The sequence below is a fragment of the Moraxella pluranimalium genome (assembly GCF_002014825.1).
GTDB classification, from domain to species: domain Bacteria; phylum Pseudomonadota; class Gammaproteobacteria; order Pseudomonadales; family Moraxellaceae; genus Moraxella; species Moraxella pluranimalium.
On record NZ_MUYU01000002.1, the window covers coordinates 62,478 to 80,382 of the forward strand.

Annotated in this window: 16 protein-coding genes; 5 read left to right on the top strand and 11 right to left on the bottom strand. The window is 45.9% G+C overall.

Translation table 11 applies throughout. From position 1 onward, the window contains the following. Nucleotides 1-89 precede the first annotated feature (89 nt). Nucleotides 90-1,253: a tRNA guanosine(34) transglycosylase Tgt gene (gene tgt / locus B0680_RS00475; RefSeq protein ID WP_078253092.1), complete on the top strand. Its 1,164-nt coding sequence runs from the start codon at nucleotides 90-92 to the stop codon at nucleotides 1,251-1,253. A 75-nt stretch (nucleotides 1,254-1,328) separates the two neighbouring features. Here tgt and B0680_RS00480 read toward each other — a convergent pair whose 3' ends face one another. The 3 genes from B0680_RS00480 to B0680_RS00490 all read right to left on the bottom strand — a co-directional run bounded on the left by B0680_RS00480 (nucleotide 1,329) and on the right by B0680_RS00490 (nucleotide 4,670). Beyond that, complete coding sequence (locus B0680_RS00480; RefSeq protein ID WP_078253093.1) at nucleotides 1,329-2,741, bottom strand: surface lipoprotein assembly modifier; 1,413 nt, start codon at nucleotides 2,739-2,741, stop codon at nucleotides 1,329-1,331. A gap of 108 nt (nucleotides 2,742-2,849) precedes the next feature. Further along, nucleotides 2,850-3,725, bottom strand: a complete 876-nt coding sequence (locus B0680_RS00485) for a factor H binding protein domain-containing protein (RefSeq protein WP_078253094.1) — start codon at nucleotides 3,723-3,725, stop codon at nucleotides 2,850-2,852. 135 nt (nucleotides 3,726-3,860) lie between these two features. Further along, a complete protein-coding gene (locus B0680_RS00490) occupies nucleotides 3,861-4,670 on the bottom strand; it encodes a factor H binding protein domain-containing protein (protein ID WP_158078278.1) in 810 nt (269 codons plus the stop codon). A gap of 28 nt (nucleotides 4,671-4,698) precedes the next feature. Between B0680_RS00490 and B0680_RS10790 the strand changes: the two genes are divergently transcribed. Beyond that, nucleotides 4,699-4,956, top strand: a complete 258-nt coding sequence (locus B0680_RS10790) for a hypothetical protein (RefSeq protein ID WP_158078279.1) — start codon at nucleotides 4,699-4,701, stop codon at nucleotides 4,954-4,956. Nucleotides 4,957-5,316: 360 nt separating this feature from the next. On the opposite strand, the gene prfB is transcribed toward B0680_RS10790, so the two are convergent. The 7 genes from prfB to B0680_RS00525 form a co-directional block, all read right to left on the bottom strand. Next, a protein-coding gene (gene prfB, locus B0680_RS00495; RefSeq protein ID WP_143821312.1) for a peptide chain release factor 2 occupies nucleotides 5,317-6,412 on the bottom strand; the annotation gives its coding sequence in 2 pieces (ribosomal slippage) (nucleotides 5,317-6,339 and nucleotides 6,341-6,412; 1,095 coding nt in all). A 74-nt stretch (nucleotides 6,413-6,486) separates the two neighbouring features. Continuing rightward, the gene (locus B0680_RS00500) at nucleotides 6,487-7,161 is read right to left on the bottom strand and encodes an HAD family hydrolase (RefSeq protein WP_078253097.1); all 675 of its coding nucleotides are present in this window, start codon (nucleotides 7,159-7,161) and stop codon (nucleotides 6,487-6,489) included. 253 nt (nucleotides 7,162-7,414) lie between these two features. Further along, on the bottom strand, nucleotides 7,415-8,152 hold the full coding sequence (locus B0680_RS00505; protein ID WP_078253098.1) for a YidB family protein: 738 nt from the start codon (nucleotides 8,150-8,152) through the stop codon (nucleotides 7,415-7,417). 112 nt (nucleotides 8,153-8,264) lie between these two features. Next, nucleotides 8,265-8,852 carry a hypothetical protein gene (locus tag B0680_RS00510; RefSeq protein ID WP_078253099.1) on the bottom strand — a complete coding sequence of 196 codons (588 nt, stop codon included), beginning with the start codon at nucleotides 8,850-8,852 and terminating at the stop codon, nucleotides 8,265-8,267. Between the two features lie 12 nt (nucleotides 8,853-8,864). Next, nucleotides 8,865-9,146, bottom strand: a complete 282-nt coding sequence (locus B0680_RS00515; RefSeq protein ID WP_078253100.1) for an FAD assembly factor SdhE — start codon at nucleotides 9,144-9,146, stop codon at nucleotides 8,865-8,867. 105 nt (nucleotides 9,147-9,251) lie between these two features. Further along, entirely contained in the window at nucleotides 9,252-9,446 is a 195-nt protein-coding gene (locus tag B0680_RS00520) for a hypothetical protein (protein WP_078253101.1), read from the bottom strand. A gap of 58 nt (nucleotides 9,447-9,504) precedes the next feature. After that, nucleotides 9,505-9,855 (bottom strand): hypothetical protein, encoded by a 351-nt coding sequence (locus tag B0680_RS00525; protein WP_078253102.1) that lies wholly within the window; start codon nucleotides 9,853-9,855, stop codon nucleotides 9,505-9,507. 463 nt (nucleotides 9,856-10,318) lie between these two features. Here B0680_RS00525 and gltB point away from each other — a divergent pair, with 463 nt between their 5' ends. Both gltB and B0680_RS00535 read left to right on the top strand, forming a co-directional pair. Next, complete coding sequence (gene gltB / locus B0680_RS00530) at nucleotides 10,319-14,782, top strand: glutamate synthase large subunit (RefSeq protein ID WP_078253103.1); 4,464 nt, start codon at nucleotides 10,319-10,321, stop codon at nucleotides 14,780-14,782. Nucleotides 14,783-14,845: 63 nt separating this feature from the next. Beyond that, the gene (locus tag B0680_RS00535; protein WP_078253109.1) at nucleotides 14,846-16,267 is read left to right on the top strand and encodes an FAD-dependent oxidoreductase; all 1,422 of its coding nucleotides are present in this window, start codon (nucleotides 14,846-14,848) and stop codon (nucleotides 16,265-16,267) included. Between the two features lie 83 nt (nucleotides 16,268-16,350). Here B0680_RS00535 and B0680_RS00540 read toward each other — a convergent pair whose 3' ends face one another. Then, the gene (locus B0680_RS00540) at nucleotides 16,351-16,692 is read right to left on the bottom strand and encodes a hypothetical protein (protein ID WP_078253104.1); all 342 of its coding nucleotides are present in this window, start codon (nucleotides 16,690-16,692) and stop codon (nucleotides 16,351-16,353) included. Nucleotides 16,693-16,996: 304 nt separating this feature from the next. Between B0680_RS00540 and B0680_RS10700 the strand changes: the two genes are divergently transcribed. Further along, nucleotides 16,997-17,806, top strand: a complete 810-nt coding sequence (locus B0680_RS10700; RefSeq protein ID WP_143821313.1) for an immunity protein YezG family protein — start codon at nucleotides 16,997-16,999, stop codon at nucleotides 17,804-17,806. The last annotated feature ends 99 nt before the right edge of the window (nucleotides 17,807-17,905 follow it).

A 17,905-nucleotide genomic window follows, 5' to 3' on the forward strand; every position in this document is an offset into this window, starting at 1 on the left:
AGCTTATTTAATCGTATTATTTTTTATGAATTTCAAATCTGCCAAATGGTGCATGAGATTGAAATCAAATCAATTAGTTAGAGAAATTTATGAAATTTACCCTACACAATACCGATGGCGGTAACAATCACGCACGCCGTGGCACAGTACATCTGGCACATGGCGATGTACAGACTCCTGCATTTATGCCGGTGGGCACTTATGGCACAGTCAAGGGGATGCTACCCCGTGATATTCACGGCATCGGCGCTGATATCATTCTTGGCAATACCTTTCATCTGTGGCTACGCCCGGGGATGGATGTGATTCGTGAATTTGGCGGTCTGCACAAGTTCATCAATTGGGATAAGCCGATTTTGACCGACTCGGGCGGTTTTCAGGTGTTTAGCCTAGGTGCGATGCGTAAAATCAGCGAAGAAGGCGTGGCGTTTCGCTCGCCTGTCGATGGTGCAAAGGTGTTTTTGAGCCCTGAAACATCCATGCAAATCCAAAATGATCTCAACTCCGACATCGTCATGCAGTTCGATGAGTGCACGCCTTATCCTGCCACGCACAGCGACGCCCAAAAATCGCTTGAACTATCGCTACGCTGGGGACAACGCTGTATCGATGAACATCAGCGACTGGGCAACAAAAACGCCCTATTTGGCATTATCCAAGGCAGTATGTATAAGGATCTGCGCGCTCAATCACTCAAAGGCTTGCTTGAGATGCCATTTGACGGCTATGCCATCGGCGGTCTGTCGGTCGGTGAGCCCAAAGAAGAGATGATCGGCGTGCTCAACTACCTACCTAATGCCATGCCAAGCGACAAGCCGCGCTATCTGATGGGCGTGGGCAAACCTGCCGATATCGTTGAAGCGGTGCGTCGTGGCGTGGATATGTTTGACTGTGTGATGCCGACTCGTAATGCTCGTAATGGACATTATTTCGTCACGGGTAATAGCGAAAACAAAGGCATCGTCCGTATCAAAAATAGCCAATATCGCAATGATTTAGCACCACTTGATGAACATTGCGACTGCTACACTTGCCAAAATTTTAGCCGTGCCTATCTGTATCATCTGCACAAGTGCAAAGAGATGCTCTCGGCACAGCTTGCCACCATCCACAACCTACGCTACTATCAGCGACTGATGGCTGATATCCGCAAAGCCATCGAAGAAAACCGCTTTGATGAGTTTGTGGCTGAGTTTTATGCCAACTGGGGTATGGCGGTGCCTGAGTATGATAAGGATCAGCACAGTCTGTAATCTGTTGAATTTATAAAATTCAACCGTAAAAAATCGCCATCACACTGTTTTGGCGATTTTTTGCATTGGATAAGTTCAAAACATTTTATCGACCGTGACAAACCAAGCACCGCTACGTCTGTCGTACAAGTCCAAATTGCTATCCGTATGCTGGTGCCGATAGTTAATCTGAGGTACAAAGCCCTTATAATTTATCTTATTATGCCATAGTGTGCCAATAAACTGCGTTTCAGTATCATGCCTGATTTCACCATACCAAAAATTCGGTGCCAAAAACTCTCGCTTGGTATGTCTGAGCATCGCACGTACACCCACATCTTTACCATAATAACCCATGCCTAGTCGCAGTCCTTGCCGGTTCGATGATTCTGAGCTGTCTTCTAGTCGTTCATGCCGAGCCTCTAGCCCTGCATAATACAGCCATTGATCAGTTGGCTGATACAGCGCCATCACCACGCCATCATTGGCATAGCCGTCATATCGCTTACTGATATCATGGTCATTATAGCGTTTTTGACTATGATTGGCACTTGTGGTCATCTGCCAGTTGGCACTCATACGATGCGTCGCACCAACGCCGACACCCCATTGGTATTGATACTGGTCACCGCCAAGCCAATCTTGGACGGCAAATGGCGTAATGCCAAAGCTTGATTTGACAGTCTTGTAGCGATAGCCCAGCTCACCACGCAAGGCAAATTCATCATAATCACGCTGACTGGGATAATAGATGCCATTCGCCCCTATCGATGAGTACAGATGATGCCGTCCGCTGATATTGTACTCACGGCTGATACCCATGTCATATCTTAGCCCTGTGGCGGTCTTTGGCTGTGACTCTTTGTCAAAAATAAATGTCATCCCACCGATGTCAAATTCTCGCAAAGACGATGCATTATTGACATTGTCATTTTGCTCGATATTTAGCCCGAAGTTTGGCTTGGGCTGCTCAATTTTCTTGATAGCAGCCAAATACTGCTCACTCAGTACCTGCATGGGTGTGGGTAGTGATGGCTTGATGGCTTCAAAAGTAACCTTAGCATCCTTGTATTGCTTATTCTCAAAATACATCACCGCCAGATCAAATTTGGGGAAAATCAGCGATGGATCTTGGGTGATTTTTTCGTAGTGCTTGATGGCTTGATTATGCTTAGCCTGTGCTCGTAGCATCGCCCCCATTGCATAGTCATAGAGTACTGGATCATGGTCAACTGTCTCTTGATACGCCATCAGTGCTTTGGCAAGCTCATCCCACTGATGATTCACTATCAGATGGGTGATGATATCTTCATTGGTTTGCCCCATTGGTGCGTCTTGTACGATGGGATTGATATTGACCGTCTCAAGCGGAGATGGTAATGTCGCCCATTCTATCTGCTCATACGGCAGCACCTGCGACACCTGAGATGACACTTCGGTCATGCCGACAGATGCCATCGCCTGAGAACTTGAGAATAAAAATGCTGTGATTATGAGTTTTTGATTCATCACCCATTCCTAGTTTTATAGTTTAAAAAACCAATTAACCGATGCTGGTTAATTGGTTTTGCTAATTTTGATAGCTAAAATCGGCGAATCAATATCACGCTCAGCAACTTAACGCTGACCACCAAAACCGACCTCAGCCTGACCTTTGCCGTTAGTATAGGTGCCAGCTTGGCTACCGTTTAGCGTCACACGGCCAGCGACCTCTTCGGCATTTGGCCCAAAAAATCCCAACTGATATTTGCCACTATAGCCACCTGCATAAGCCGATGACTCAATACCCCGCATCGTCTTGACACCAAGCTTAATATCACTGATATAGCCACGATTCAGCTCGATAGTACCCGTATCAGCGACGCCTGTGATACGCCCTTCGCCACGGCGATTGTCAAAGTTTACTTCATAGCGTAAATCACCGGTACCATAGCCACTGAATGCCTTGCCCTGATACACCGCTGTGCCACTGGTCGGCATCTGCGATGATGGTGTCGCATAGCCAACGATATGATTGATATTAAATTGGTCTTTTGCCAATTGGCGAGTTGTAGCCGATGGATTGGTATTTGATTTAGCAGTGACTTCATCATGCTGACGGCCATAGACGACCGAATAAGGCTGATTATAAATACGCTCGGTGCCACGCACACGGAAGCTATAACCATCAAAATTAGCAACATCGTAATTTTTTTGGTTTTCGTGATAGCCTTTGGACAAACCCTTGGTATCCAAAACAGTGTTGGCACGATGCAGTGACGCTTCGTTACCTTGATAGTATCCGCCATCGACATCGCCACTTTTATCATCTTTATGATAAGCAGCATAAGGCACATCCCAACCATTGGCATACGGCAGGACAATAACTTTATTAGCTTCGACGACACTTGAGCTGACGCTATATCCTGACGAAGCACTATCACCCTTACTACTACACGCACTCAGTGCAACCGCACCAGCAACCACACCAATAACCAAAACCGTACGATTCATAATCTCTCCTAAATATCATCGTTGAACCAACCATAGCATATCATGATTTGACAATCATTGCCATATTTATTCAATCTTGATAATTATTCAAACAAAAGCCATCGATAGGACGGCTTTTGTTTGTAAAGGCATGGTTTATTTGGTGATAGTACCACGAGTACCGCCAAAGCCGATAATTACAGAACCCAAAGTATTGGATGGGGCTTTGATTAAATAACTTTCAGCCGTCATGGTTGCTTTGCCTGCAATTTCGGCGGCATTGGGACCATAAAAACCCAATTCATAATTTCCCTTATACTGAGTATCCGCTAAAGATGCGACACCCTTGATTCCTTTTTCAGCAACACCACCGCCAGTAGTACTGACAATTTCGCCTTCATGCAAGACGACGGTGCCTGCAATATCACTCACGTATAAAGAGCCCGATCCAGTTCTTTTTCCAAAATCCACAGTGTACGACAAACCACCCTCTCCGGTACCAGTAAAAGCACCACCACCATATGTTGCCTTTCCAATGGTTGGAATTTCGCTCGCAGGTGTCGCCTGTCCTGCAATTTGATCAACATTAAAATATGCGTAATTCTGATCTTTCGTGATTAGATTGGTGCCATAACCATTAGCTCCCCCATTTGTATAATTTGTCAAGCCCCAAATTTTACCATCGCGATCACGAACTGCTCTAGTGTAGTAATTACCATATACAATAGAATAGGGTTGATTATATACTCGCTCTGAGCCTTCTACATGGTAATTTTCCAATCTTTCACCCTGTAAAATAACATAACTTCGACTTCTGGCATCAAGCCCTCTTTTAAAATCGGTCGAATTAATGGCAAGTTCACCACTGGAAACATATTTATCTTTGGCGGTATAGTATCCAGTTCGTCCATCAAATACAGCAGGTCTAATAATATCCTTCCCTTTAATTTGAGGAATTTTTAACATTTTCGCCTTATTTGCCGCTTCTAAAGCCTTGCCAGTCGGTGTTGTTGGCGCAGGGACAAGCACAGTTGGCTGTGTTACAGGCGTCGTTGGTGTGGTTGGTGCAGGGGTGGTTGGTGCGGTTGTGCCAGTATTACCGGTATTGGTTGTACTACCAGTATTGGTATTACCTGCTGTACCAGTAGTAGCAGATGGAATGGTGGTGGCAGGTTGGCTATCGGTCTTATCACCACTTGAGCTACACGCAGCCAATGAAATCGCTAGCACAGACAGTGCAGAAACTTTGTAAAACGACATGATTTTACTCCATGTTTTGGGGACGAATTAAAGGGGAGCAAAATCATCTAAAGATAAATCAGAACTGATTTACCATGTTAGAAGAGTTAACGCATCAAAATTTTTGATTGATTAATTAAATTTATAAAAAACCATCCGATGATTTATAAAAATTTAATAAACTGCTCAAAAATTAAGCAAAAGGGACGCGCTGCNNCCCCCCCCCCCCCCCCCTAACAAGTATTTTTATTTTGGCGGATTTCTAATAAAATTGCAAGTAAATATTTCAAAGTGGTTACAATTCTTTACACGCAAAAAAAATCACCCACCATCCGATGAGTGATTTTATGCTTTTGACAGATAATTTAACCAATCACAGCCCTGCTTTTAGGCTTGCCTCGATAAATTTATCCAAATCACCATCAAGCACCGCACCTGTATTGGAGGTCTCAACACCTGTACGCAAATCTTTGATACGAGAGTCGTCCAGTACATACGAGCGGATTTGACTACCCCAGCCGATGTCTGATTTGCTGTCTTCGAGCGCTTGTTGTTTTTCCATGCGTTTTTGCATTTCTAGTTCGTACAGCTTGGCTCGTAGCATCTTCATCGCAGTGTCTTTGTTGGCGTGCTGTGAGCGTTCGTTCTGACACGCCACGACCACCCCTGTCGGTTGGTGAGTGATACGCACCGCAGAGTCAGTGGTGTTCACGTGCTGACCGCCTGCACCGCTTGAGCGATAGGTATCGATACGCAGGTCGGCAGGATTGATATCAATCTCGACATTATCATCAATCTCAGGCGACACAAACACCGCAGCAAATGATGTATGGCGACCATTATTACTATCAAATGGTGACTTACGCACCAAGCGATGCACACCAATTTCCGTGCGTAGCCAACCAAAGGCATAATCACCCTTGACATGGATGGTTGCTGACTTGATACCTGCCACGCCACCTTCAGACACTTCCATCACATCCGCCTTAAAGCCGTGACTCTCACACCAGCGCAGATACATACGCAGCAGCATCTGCGACCAGTCTTGCGCTTCTGTACCGCCCGAGCCTGCCTGGATGTCTAGATAACAGTTATTGGCATCCATCTCACCGCTGAACATCCGCTTAAATTCCAAATCTTCGACCTTAGCACGCGCCGTATCGAGCTCAGCCTGCACATCAGCCAGCAAGCTCTCATCGTCGGCTTCTACAGCCAGCTCTAGCATCGCTGATGCATCTTCTAGGCTAGCATCTAGCCCTTCGATGACACCGATGATGCCATCGAGTACGCTTTTTTCTTTGCTGATTTTGGTGGCGATTTCAGGATTGTTCCAAAGCTCTGGATTTTCAAGCTCAAGATTGACTTCTTCTAGGCGTTCTTTTTTGCCTTCGAAGTCAAAGATACCCCCGAAGTTCTTGGCCACGAGTAGCAAGGTCTTTGATTTGTTCTTGGTAGATGGCGATTTCCATGATTACTCCGATAAAATAAATAAACCGCTTATTATAGCAATGTTAAGGTGATTTTGCTATGGCAAAAGATGCCATCACAGCGACCAATCTTCAATCCGCCAGCCGTTTTTTTCGGCTTCACTGCGTAAAATCGCATCAGGCGTAATACACACTGCTTCATCAGCATAGTTTAGTAGGGGTAAATCATTCTTGGAATCCGAATAAGCAATCAGCTTATCAAAGTGAATGCCCTTATCTTGATATGCCTTGATAAGATTGGTCAGATGATAAATCTTACCATCTTTGAAATTGGGACGGTCAGCAACCTTACCTGTATAGTGATTATCAATAATCTCAAGGCGTGTGGCAAGTGTGTGCGCTGCATCCACCCCAAACAGCCCTGCAATCGGCACGACTACAAAGTCATTGGTCGCACTGATGACCACGACGACATCGCCTGCATCTTTGTGCTGCTTGATTCGCTCAATGCCTTTGGTACGCATATTTGGTCGAATCCAAGTATTTAGATACTCTTCACGATAAGTGTGCAAATCCGCCATCGTCTGCGTGTGCAAAAATGCCGCCACAAACTCATTATACTCCACCGCATCGAGCGTGCCTGCGATATAATCTTGATAAAATTTATCATTGGCATCGGCATAGACTTTGGCATCGACAAGCCCTTTATTGACAATAAACTGCCCCCAACTGTGGTCGCTATCGACATTGAGCAGTGTCATATCTAGGTCAAATAACGCAAGATTTGGCATGAGTTTTCCTTATGATAAAATCTATGAAATGAATGTGCCATTATCGCTAATCTTGGCAAGACTTGCAACCAAAGCGAGTGAATCAGTGCAGATTGGCTAAGTGATGGCAATGTAGTCAATAAAATTAGCACCCATCACACACAATAAGCATCACATAAGCACAAAAAAAAAGACAGTCCATCAAGACTGTCTTTATGGTTATTTGACTGATTACACAGCCGATTGTACGGCTGATTATTCAGCAATCTACAACTTAGAACTTACTGGCGTTAATCTGCGCTAGGATTTGTGAGATTTCGTCATTGGCTTGTTGTTCGTTGTCTAGGTTGCCTTGTGGCGTCAAATCATTGACCACCTGTGGCAACAGCTCAGCGATACCTTGACAGACTTCTGATTGGCTTGCGCCAGTTTGTGCGCAGACTTGGTTAATTTCATCATTGCCGAACAATTTGGCGACATCATTGGCATCGATACCGTCATTATCGGTGTCGATATTGACCCATGACTGCGCTTGATTACCCATGCCATTGTTGCTAAATTTGCCAAGTACGCCTGACAGACCGCCATTTTTTTGGATAAATGCCAAGACCACAGGCAGTAGCGCAACAAGTAGCGCACTTTTATTGATACCACCTGACTGCGTGCCTTGTGTCGAACCGCCAAGCACACTACCTAGAATACTGCCCAAATCACCGGCACTGGCATTGGTATTTTGGCTTTGACCGCCAAGCAGTCCGCCCAAAATCGCATCTAAGCCTTGTGAGCCTTGCGACTGCTGTGGCTGTGATTGGCTTTGACCTGCTAGCACCGAGCCCAGCACATTGCCAAGCACGCCGCCCATGCCTTGATTGGCTGATTGACCTTGACCCATTGCCCCTGCCAAGCCACCAAGCAGACCGCCCAGACCTGCTTGTGATTGGTTTTGATTGACAGTTTGTGATTGTGCGGCGTTTTTGATGACTTCAGTCACGATACTTTGTAATAGGCTCATAAGATTTCCCAATAAATAACTGATAAAACTTAGCCTATCATACGGCATGGCGATTTGATAATTCTATGATAATTGTGTAATGATTTGTGCGATGACTGCACGCTTTGTAACATCAGCGATACGCCCATCGAGCTAAGGCAGACAACTTGGCAAACTCATCTGCTGTGATTTGGTCGGCAAATAGCACCACAGTCAGACCAGATTTCTTTGGCAAAATGGTAAAAAACTGCAACACAATCACCTGTGTCAGCCCAAGATTGACCAAGTGGCAATCATTGAGATACGCTTGATAAATCAATGGCTTAGATGGTGCTGATGGCTTGGGATTAGGCGGGTTGGATGGATTGGGTAAATTGGGTAAATTAAATGAGTGCTTTGTGGCAAGATTGGCTGATTGATTAATCGGCTGATGTGATGGATGTGGCAGATGCTTGTGATTGGACGCAGACGATGTGCCAAGTAGCCATACACCATCATAATGCGTACAGCTGATATGGCTGATGGCATGGCGAGTACGATAATAATGCCAAGTGGTCGCCGTGCTGACCAACAGCAAAATCAGCCACTGCCACCATGCCATTCCCACCGCCAAACAAATCAACCAAACCGCCACAATCACACCGAGCCACAGCCCAAGCGATACACGGCTAGGCATGATAGCAATATCAAGGGTGATGGCGGTTTTGTCAGATGGTCTCACGATTGCTTAAGCTTAGATTTGGGCTTGGGCTTGGGCTTGGGCGTGCTTGAGCGTTTTCATTTTTTGGATTAAGGCGCTCACCGCATCATCATTTGGGCTGTCTTGACCCAAGAAAAACAGTAGCAAATCAGGATCTTCGAACTTCAATAGACGCTCAAACGCTGCCTGCTCATCGCTATCTGCCGTCAGATAATGCGCTTTGACATAGGGATCGATATAAAAATCCAGCTCTTTTAGCCCACGGCGTGCTTGATAAATGATGCGTCTTTGGGCATCGGTTGGGCTGATGGTCATGTCACACTCCTAAGAAGTCAGTAGATTATCATCAATAATTCATCATCCAATTAGTATAACAAATTTTGATGAAAAAAATACCATAAAGCAGTCATTTATCAAAAACTACAAGTCGCTACCCACCCCACCCACCCAAAAATCAGCGACAAATACTTTGTCTTGTTTGGCAAGGCTTAACAGATGTTCTTTTTGGGAACCGATTTTTGCGCTGGCAGTCCAACGAACACTATTGCTTTGGTATTTAGCGATGGCACGGCGCTGAGCAGGCGTGGTGCCGGTGGGATTAGCAGCTTTAGGCATATTATCCTCTTTGAAAATAGCTAAAAAATTTAAAAAAACGCCCTAAGTGGGCGTTTGATTATTTGTTTTGTTGCTGTTTGGCTTGTTCAGCGGCTTCGCGTTCTGCTTTTTCTTTGGCACGGCGAGCACGGCGAGCATCTGACTCTTGACTGTTTTTAATGATATCCGCATGCATCTCTGGTGGATATTTCGCCAATACCTCTTCCAGACTTGCACGAGGGAGCTCCCCAAAAACACCACCATTCACCAAACCAGATTCTTTGCATCTAGGGGAATCGCCGCAAGTATATCCGTGCCCCAGCACATAGGCGCCAGTCTTCGTTTGAGAAAACGGCACACCCTTATTGGTACTGGCACAACCGACCATGGCGACAGACATTAGGGCAAGCATAGATAGTTTTTTTAACATGGTTCTCTCCAAATTAAGAATTGATGGTAATTGATATATTTATAAATATACAGGATTTTTCTTTAAAGATAAATGTCTATAGATTGTTAAGTTAACATATTAATACATACAAATCACGCAATGACATTTTGGCATAGTCAATCTTGTTATACTCATCAAAACCATTGGTTTTTTTCACGATTATTTTTAAATCTTTGTCTATTTATCATAAAAATTGATATAGGTATAAAAAAATCAAATAAAATCTAGATTTTTAATCAAAAAAGGTATAATATAGCTAAGGTCGGGCATTTTCCCTTGAATTATGCCAAGAGTTTGCAAAACTTTGTTATCTATATCAGAAAGCACATAAGCAACTACCGACGCCATTGACCGATACGGCACATAATAACACTGCTACAGCCCATCGATCGCACTAGCCATTTCCCCAAGCTTTGCTTGGAAATTTATAAAAGGATAAGCCATGTCAATGATCAGTACTACCAGCCATTTGGCGACCCCGCACGATTTTTCGGACAACTGCGGTTTTGGATTGATTGCCCATGTTGAAGGGATGCCAAGCCACGACCTTGTCAAGACTGCCATTCATTCTCTTAGCTGTATGACGCACCGTGGTGGTGTCGCCGCTGACGGTCGCACGGGCGATGGCTGTGGTCTGTTGATTGCCAAGCCTGAAGCGTTTTTTGTGTCTGTTGCCAAAGAATTGGGCTTTAAATTGTCGGATAATTTTGCGGTGGGTACGGTGTTTGTCAATCTTGATAAAGACAAAGCCGAACATAGCATGGCACTATTTAATGACTACATCACCGCCGAAGGGCTAGAAGTCGCAGGCTGGCGTGATGTCCCTGTCAATCTCGACATCGTCGGTGACATCGCGCGTGAAAGCCTGCCTGATTTTAAGCAAATCTTCGTCAATGCACCAAGCGATATGCCTGCTGAAGTCTTTAACCGTAAGCTGTTCGTCGCTCGCAAAAAAACCGAAAACGAGCTGACACACGATGAGCTATTTTATGTCACAGCGCTCAACTGCCAAACCGTGATTTACAAAGGGCTTGTGATGCCTGCTGATTTACCAAACTTCTTCTTGGATCTACAAGATGAGCGCTTGGCATCGCACATCGTTGTGTTCCATCAGCGTTTTTCGACCAACACCCTACCAAAATGGCCACTGGCACAGCCGTTTCGCTACTTGGCGCATAATGGTGAGCTTAACACCATCACCGGTAACCGCAACTGGTCGGTAGCTCGCACACCAAAGCTTAAGACCGACAAACTGCCAAGCCTACAACAGCTTGCCCCACTGGTAAATACCACAGGCTCGGACTCATCAAGCCTAGATAATATGCTAGAAGTGCTGATGAACGGTGGTATGAGTCTATTTCATGCCATGAGCATCCTAGTACCGCCTGCTTGGCAAAATGTCGATAACATGGACATGGATTTGCGTGCGTTTTATGAATTTTATTCACAGCACATGGAAGCATGGGATGGCCCAGCAGGTCTAGTCATCCAAGATGGTCGCTATGCCGTGTGTATGCTGGATCGCAACGGTCTGCGTCCATCTCGCTGGGTCACCACCAAAAATGGCTATATCACGGTCGCATCCGAAGTCGGCACTTGGGATTATGCCCCCGAAGATGTCACAGGCAAAGGTCGTATCGGCCCGGGTCAGATGCTTGTCATCGACACCCACAGCGGTCAGATCATGGACACCAAGACCATCGCCACGATTCTCAAAAAAGCACACCCATATCGCAAATGGCTGCGTGAAAACGCCATGCGTATCCGTGATGTCGAAGCCATCGAAAAAGCCCAAAGCAGTGAAGCCAAAGATGCTGATTCACTAGCAAGCTTGCAAAAAATGTTCCACATCACCAGCGAAGAGCGTACCGAAATCATCCGCCCTGCTGCAGAAAACGCCCAAGAAGCGGTCGGCTCAATGGGGGATGACACCCCAATGGCGGTGCTGTCTCGTCAGATTCGCCATGTGGCAGACTTTTTCCGTCAGCAGTTCGCTCAGGTGACCAACCCACCTATCGACCCACTGCGTGAATCGATCGTGATGAGCTTGCAGACGTGTCTTGGCGCTGAGACCAATGTCTTTAATCCATCATCCAAAGATGCGCACCGCATTATCCTATCATCGCCAATCCTATCGGCTAGCAAGATGGCACAGCTTGAAGCCATCCAAGATCCTGCGTTTTTGAGCTATCGCATTGATCTAAACTATGATGAAAATCTGGATTTAAAAACTGCCATCGAAAACATCTGCGTCGAAGTCAAAACCGCCATCGAAAAAGGCTACACGCTCATTATCCTATCAGATAAAGCCATCAAAAAAGGCAAAGTCCCTGCCAATGCGGTACTAGTCACCGGTGCGGTGCATCATTATCTAATCAAAGAAGGTCTGCGTGCTGATGCCAATCTCGTCATCGAAACTGGCCTTGTGCGTGATCCACATCATGCAGCGGTGCTGATTGGCTTTGGTGCGACCTGTATCTACCCATACCTAGCTTATGATGTGATTGATCACTTGGTTACATCAGGCGAAATCCAAATCGATGCCTTAACCGCTCGCGCCAATTTCCGCAAGAGCCTTGATAAGGGTCTATTAAAAATCCTATCAAAAATGGGTATCTCGACCATCGTGTCATATCGTGGTGCTCAGCTGTTTGAAGCGGTGGGTCTGTCCGAAGAAATCGTGGATCTGTGCTTTGTGGGTGTGGCTAGCCGTATCAAGGGTGCAACTTTTGATGACCTTGCCAAAGACCAAGCCATCCTTGCCAAAAATGCCTTTAACCGTCGTACACCGATTGATAAAGGTGGCTTGATTAAGTTTGTCTTTGACAAAGAATATCACGCATTCAACCCTGATGTGGTGCGTGCGCTACACGCTGCGGTACGCTCAGGCGACTATAGCGAATACCAAAAATACGCCGACATCGTCAATAACCGCCCTGTCGCTACCATCCGTGACCTACTTGCGCTCAAAACTGATGGCGAGATTAGCCTAGATGAAGTCGAAGGCATTGAGCACATCTTGCCGCGCTTTGACTCAGCGGGGATGTCGCTTGGTGCGCTATCACCTGAAGCACACGAATCGATTGCGATGGCGATGAACACCATTGGCGGTCGCTCAAACTCAGGCGAAGGCGGTGAAGATCCCGCCCGCTATGGCACGCTCAAGAACTCAAAAATCAAGCAAATCGCATCAGGTCGCTTTGGTGTCACGCCTGCTTATCTACGCAGTGCTGAAGTCCTGCAAATCAAAATCGCCCAAGGTGCAAAACCGGGTGAAGGTGGTCAGCTACCAGGTGGTAAGGTCAATGGGCTGATTGCTCGCCTACGCTACTCGGTGCCGGGCGTGACATTGATTTCGCCACCACCGCACCATGACATCTACTCGATCGAAGACTTGGCGCAGCTGATTTTTGACTTAAAACAAGTCAATCCAAACGCCCTAGTCTCAGTCAAGCTCGTCTCTCGCCCTGGCGTGGGTACGATTGCCACCGGTGTCGCCAAAGCTTATGCCGATCTCATCACCATCTCAGGCTATGATGGCGGTACAGCAGCATCACCACTATCATCGATCCACTACGCTGGCTCACCATGGGAGCTAGGGCTTGCCGAAGCGCATCAGTCACTGCGTGTCAATGGTCTGCGTGATAAGGTGCGTATCCAAACAGACGGCGGTCTAAAAACAGGCTTGGATGTGGTCAAAGCCGCCATCCTAGGCGCAGAAAGCTTTGGCTTTGGTACAGCGCCAATGCTCGCTGTCGGCTGTAAATATCTACGCATTTGTCACTTGAACAACTGCCCAACAGGTGTCGCCACTCAGCGTATCGATCTGCGTGATGAGCACTATATCGGCGAAGTGGATATGCTGATTAATTTCTTTAAATTTGTAGCGATGGAAACTCGCCATTGGATGGCAAAACTGGGCGTGCGTACGCTTGAAGAGCTCGTTGGTCGCACCGATTTGCTTGCCATCTTGGACGGTGAAACCAGCAAACAAAACCATCTGGATCTCACCCCGCTACTGTACAGCCACCCACGAGCCGAAGGTGCGCCGCACACTTGCCAAGTGGCGAATAATGAGCCATTTGACAAAGGCGTGCTTGCCGAGCGTATGGTCAGCGATATGAATATCAATATCAAAAAAGGCTACGGCGGTGAATACAGCTATCGCATCAGCAACTGCGACCGCTCAATCGGTGCACGCATCTCAGGTGAGATTGCTGCCACTTGGGGCAATACAGGCATGAGCGATAAGCCAATCAAGCTACACCTGACAGGTACAGCAGGTCAGTCGCTTGGCGTATGGAACGCAGGCGGTCTGCACATTGAGCTTGAAGGCGATGCCAACGACTATGTGGGCAAAGGCATGGCAGGTGGCGAAATCGTCATCTATCCACCACGCACTGCACACATCAAGACCAGCGAATCAGCCATCATCGGTAACACCTGCCTATACGGCGCAACAGGTGGCGCGCTGTATGCCGCTGGTACGGCTGGCGAGCGTTTTGCGGTGCGTAACTCAGGCAGTCATGCTGTCGTCGAAGGCACAGGCGATCACTGCTGTGAATACATGACCGGTGGTGTCGTGACTGTACTTGGCCCAACCGGTCTGAACTTCGGTGCTGGTATGACAGGTGGCTTTGCCTATGTGCTTGATACTCAAGGTGATTTCTTTGACCGCTGTAACCATGAGCTTATCGATTTGCACCGCATTTCAAGCGAACAAACCGAAGAACATCGCATCTATCTGCGTAAAATCATCGAAACGCACGTCGAAAAAACGGGCAGTGTCTGGGGTCAGACCATCCTAAGCGACTTTGAACATTATGTTCGTAAGTTCTACTTGGTAAAACCAAAAGCGGCAAATATCGCCACTTTGGTCAAATCTACGATGGCAGACCCACAATAACCCACTTTTTCAGATATTCGGCGCAGGCATGCATCCTTACCTGCGCCCCATAGGAGAATAATGATGACAGCTCGTTTACATAATGATTTTCAGTTTTTGGACACACCACGCACCGATCCAAGCAAAAAATCGATCGAAACTCGCAAAACGCAGTTTATCGAAATCTACAAGCCATTTGACCAAAAATCCGCCACCGAACAGGCACATCGCTGCCTAGAATGTGGCAACCCATATTGCGAATGGAAATGCCCTGTGCATAACTACATTCCAAACTGGCTCAAGCTCGCCACCGAAGGACTCATTGAACAAGCCGCCGAGCTTAGCCACATGACCAACACCCTGCCTGAAGTCTGCGGCCGTGTCTGCCCCCAAGACCGCCTGTGCGAAGGTGCGTGTACATTGAATGACGGCTATGGCGCAGTGACCATCGGCAATATCGAAAAATACATCAACGACACCGCCTTTGAGCGTGGCTGGCGTCCTGATATGAGCAATGTCGTGTGGACAGATAAGCGTGTGGCAGTCATCGGCGCAGGCCCTGCGGGACTTGGCTGTGCGGACATCCTAGTGCGTCATGGCGTTCGCCCTGTGGTCTTTGATAAGCGTCCAGAGATTGGCGGTCTGCTCACTTTTGGTATTCCTGAATTTAAGATGGAAAAAGAAGTCATGGTACGCCGCCGTGAAATCTTCACCGATATGGGTATCGAGTTTCGCCTAAATACCGAAATCGGCAAAGACATCACCATCGATGAGCTACTAGCGCAGTATGATGCGGTGTTTATGGGTATGGGGACTTATACCTATATGCGTGGTGGCTTTGCTGGTGAAGACCTAGACGGCGTGTATGATGCGCTAGATTTCTTGATTGGTAATGTCAATCACTGTCACAGCTGGCAAAGTGATGCCGAGCCATTTGTCGATATGAAAGGCAAACACGTCGTCGTGCTCGGCGGTGGTGATACAGCAATGGACTGTAACCGCACGAGCATCCGCCAACAAGCCGCATCCGTCACCTGCGCCTATCGCCGTGACGAAGACAGTATGCCGGGCTCAAAGCGTGAAGTGACCAATGCTCGTGAAGAAGGCGTGAATTTCTTGTTCAACCGTCAGCCTGTTGAGATTGTCGGCACAGATGGCAAAGTCACAGGCGTCAAAGTCGTCACCACAACGCTTGGTGAGCCTGATGCCAATGGTCGCCGTAGTGCAGTGATTGTCGAAGGTTCAGAAGAAATCCTGCCTGCTGATGCGGTGGTGCTTGCCTTTGGTTTTCGCCCAAGCCCTGCCGAGTGGTTCACCATCCAAGGCATCGAGATGCACAAAGATGGTCGTGTCATCGCCCCCGAAAAACAAACCTACAAATTCCAAACCACCAACCCAAAAATCTTCGCCGGTGGTGATATGGTGCGTGGCTCAGACCTCGTCGTGACTGCGATTTGGGAAGGTCGTGAAGCCGCCAAAGGTATCTTGGACTATCTGGAAGTCTAAGAAATCAGGCACAAACCAAAATAAGCATATCGATGAGTGTCGGTATGCTTATTTGTTTACACATTCAAAATAGATAAATCAAATCATCGAATTAATCCAAACACCCACCCCATGACAAGACCAATCAACATCAGCCACCACAGATACTTTGCCCATCGGTTCATCTTGGTGAGCATAACATCACCCCATTGATGCGCATATCGACCAAGCACGGCATCCACCACCCTACCTGCCAACCATAACACAAGCCCCACTGCTAAAAACTGCCCCCAAGTCATCCACGCGCCCTGTCGGTCAAATCCATAGTGCCGTGCAATCATCTGATTTCCATAGATAAACAAGAGCAGACAGCTACCGTTAGGCAAGGCATAAATCCATCGATATTGGTTAAAAAATTGCTTTCGACGCTCTTTAGTGAGTTTCATTACTTTCTCCCTGAATATTTTTCTTGATATTTTATATCAAATAATAATGATTATCAATATCTTTGCAAATTGGAGATGTTTTTTTAAATCTAAGTCATGCAGTGCGTAGGATACACACCGTGCACCGTTGATTGAATGGTTTTTGGTGGTGTATGATATACACCCTACACACTGTTCAAGTTAAGATAGAGCCCATTTATAGTGGGGATAGTAAGAGACCGTATCGTTTTGTTATTTACGAAAAAATTAACAACGGTCAAGAAAATATTATACGATTAAAAAATACAGAAACAGGTAATTAATTATGACGAAATATTCAAAAACATATCTTGAATCTATTGGTGATATTTTATGGTCTATTTTTCCAGAAAACGCTACCAAGATCAATTATTATGCTCAAATTTATGATGAGCATTCATCATTTACAATAGATTTTATTGTAAATGATGAAGTTAAATATTTTGGTTTCGGAGAAACACCAAGAAATGCTATAAATATTTTAGACATCCTAGAATCATACAAGAGTAGTTATGATTACAAAAAATTAGATGAAAAATGGACGCATTGTTGTATATCTCTAGATAAAAATAGAAATCTGGACATTATTTGTTTGGACATAGATAATTCTGATTGTTGGCCAGGATTATATATGAAAGGCATCAGTGACCTAACCGAAGATGAGCTAAAAGGTACAGGCATTCCAAAAGAACTTTGGGAAGAGCGTGTATTTTATAAAGACTCAGGTCAGCTTGGTAAGTTGCAATCCTATTTTATTAATAAAGAAAGACGTGAAGAGTTTAGCAACCTGACAGATGATCAATATATTTATCAGCAGATTGCAGAACTTTTGCGTTCAATAGCTCCAAGCAACCAGTGCAATCTTGTGCTTAGTGGTTATGTCAAAAATCAATTATCACAACTAGATTTTCATCAAGTGATGGATAATGGTCAAACATTGCACATTGATATGTCTTCTGATGAGCTTTTGACATTACTGCAACTTCTTGAAGATTTACAAAATTGTGAAATCTTCGCCAAAGAACCATGGACGCATTTTCACATCACGCTTGATAAAGACGATAAATTTAAGATGGGTTTTTCTTATGAGAATTGATGAGGGATAAATACACCATCTTAAAATTGAAGAGTAAGGTTTGACAACAGACTAAGTGCGCAGGCTACACACCAAGCACCGTTGTAGTGGTACACTAAT

Excerpts from the sequence above, each read along its gene's own strand:
- B0680_RS00490 (WP_158078278.1), bottom strand. The coding sequence starts at position 4,670 with ATGTTAAAAATTCCTCAAATTAAAGGGAAGGATATTATTAGACCTGCT.
- B0680_RS00505 (WP_078253098.1), bottom strand. The coding sequence starts at position 8,152 with ATGAGCCTATTACAAAGTATCGTGACTGAAGTCATCAAAAACGCCGCA.
- B0680_RS00535 (WP_078253109.1), top strand. The coding sequence starts at position 14,846 with ATGACAGCTCGTTTACATAATGATTTTCAGTTTTTGGACACACCACGC.
- B0680_RS00480 (WP_078253093.1), bottom strand. The coding sequence starts at position 2,741 with ATGAATCAAAAACTCATAATCACAGCATTTTTATTCTCAAGTTCTCAG.
- B0680_RS10700 (WP_143821313.1), top strand. The coding sequence starts at position 16,997 with ATGACGAAATATTCAAAAACATATCTTGAATCTATTGGTGATATTTTA.
- gltB (WP_078253103.1), top strand. The coding sequence starts at position 10,319 with ATGTCAATGATCAGTACTACCAGCCATTTGGCGACCCCGCACGATTTT.
- B0680_RS00500 (WP_078253097.1), bottom strand. The coding sequence starts at position 7,161 with ATGCCAAATCTTGCGTTATTTGACCTAGATATGACACTGCTCAATGTC.
- tgt (WP_078253092.1), top strand. The coding sequence starts at position 90 with ATGAAATTTACCCTACACAATACCGATGGCGGTAACAATCACGCACGC.
- B0680_RS00520 (WP_078253101.1), bottom strand. The coding sequence starts at position 9,446 with ATGCCTAAAGCTGCTAATCCCACCGGCACCACGCCTGCTCAGCGCCGT.
- B0680_RS00525 (WP_078253102.1), bottom strand. The coding sequence starts at position 9,855 with ATGTTAAAAAAACTATCTATGCTTGCCCTAATGTCTGTCGCCATGGTC.
- B0680_RS00540 (WP_078253104.1), bottom strand. The coding sequence starts at position 16,692 with ATGAAACTCACTAAAGAGCGTCGAAAGCAATTTTTTAACCAATATCGA.
- B0680_RS00515 (WP_078253100.1), bottom strand. The coding sequence starts at position 9,146 with ATGACCATCAGCCCAACCGATGCCCAAAGACGCATCATTTATCAAGCA.
- B0680_RS00485 (WP_078253094.1), bottom strand. The coding sequence starts at position 3,725 with ATGAATCGTACGGTTTTGGTTATTGGTGTGGTTGCTGGTGCGGTTGCA.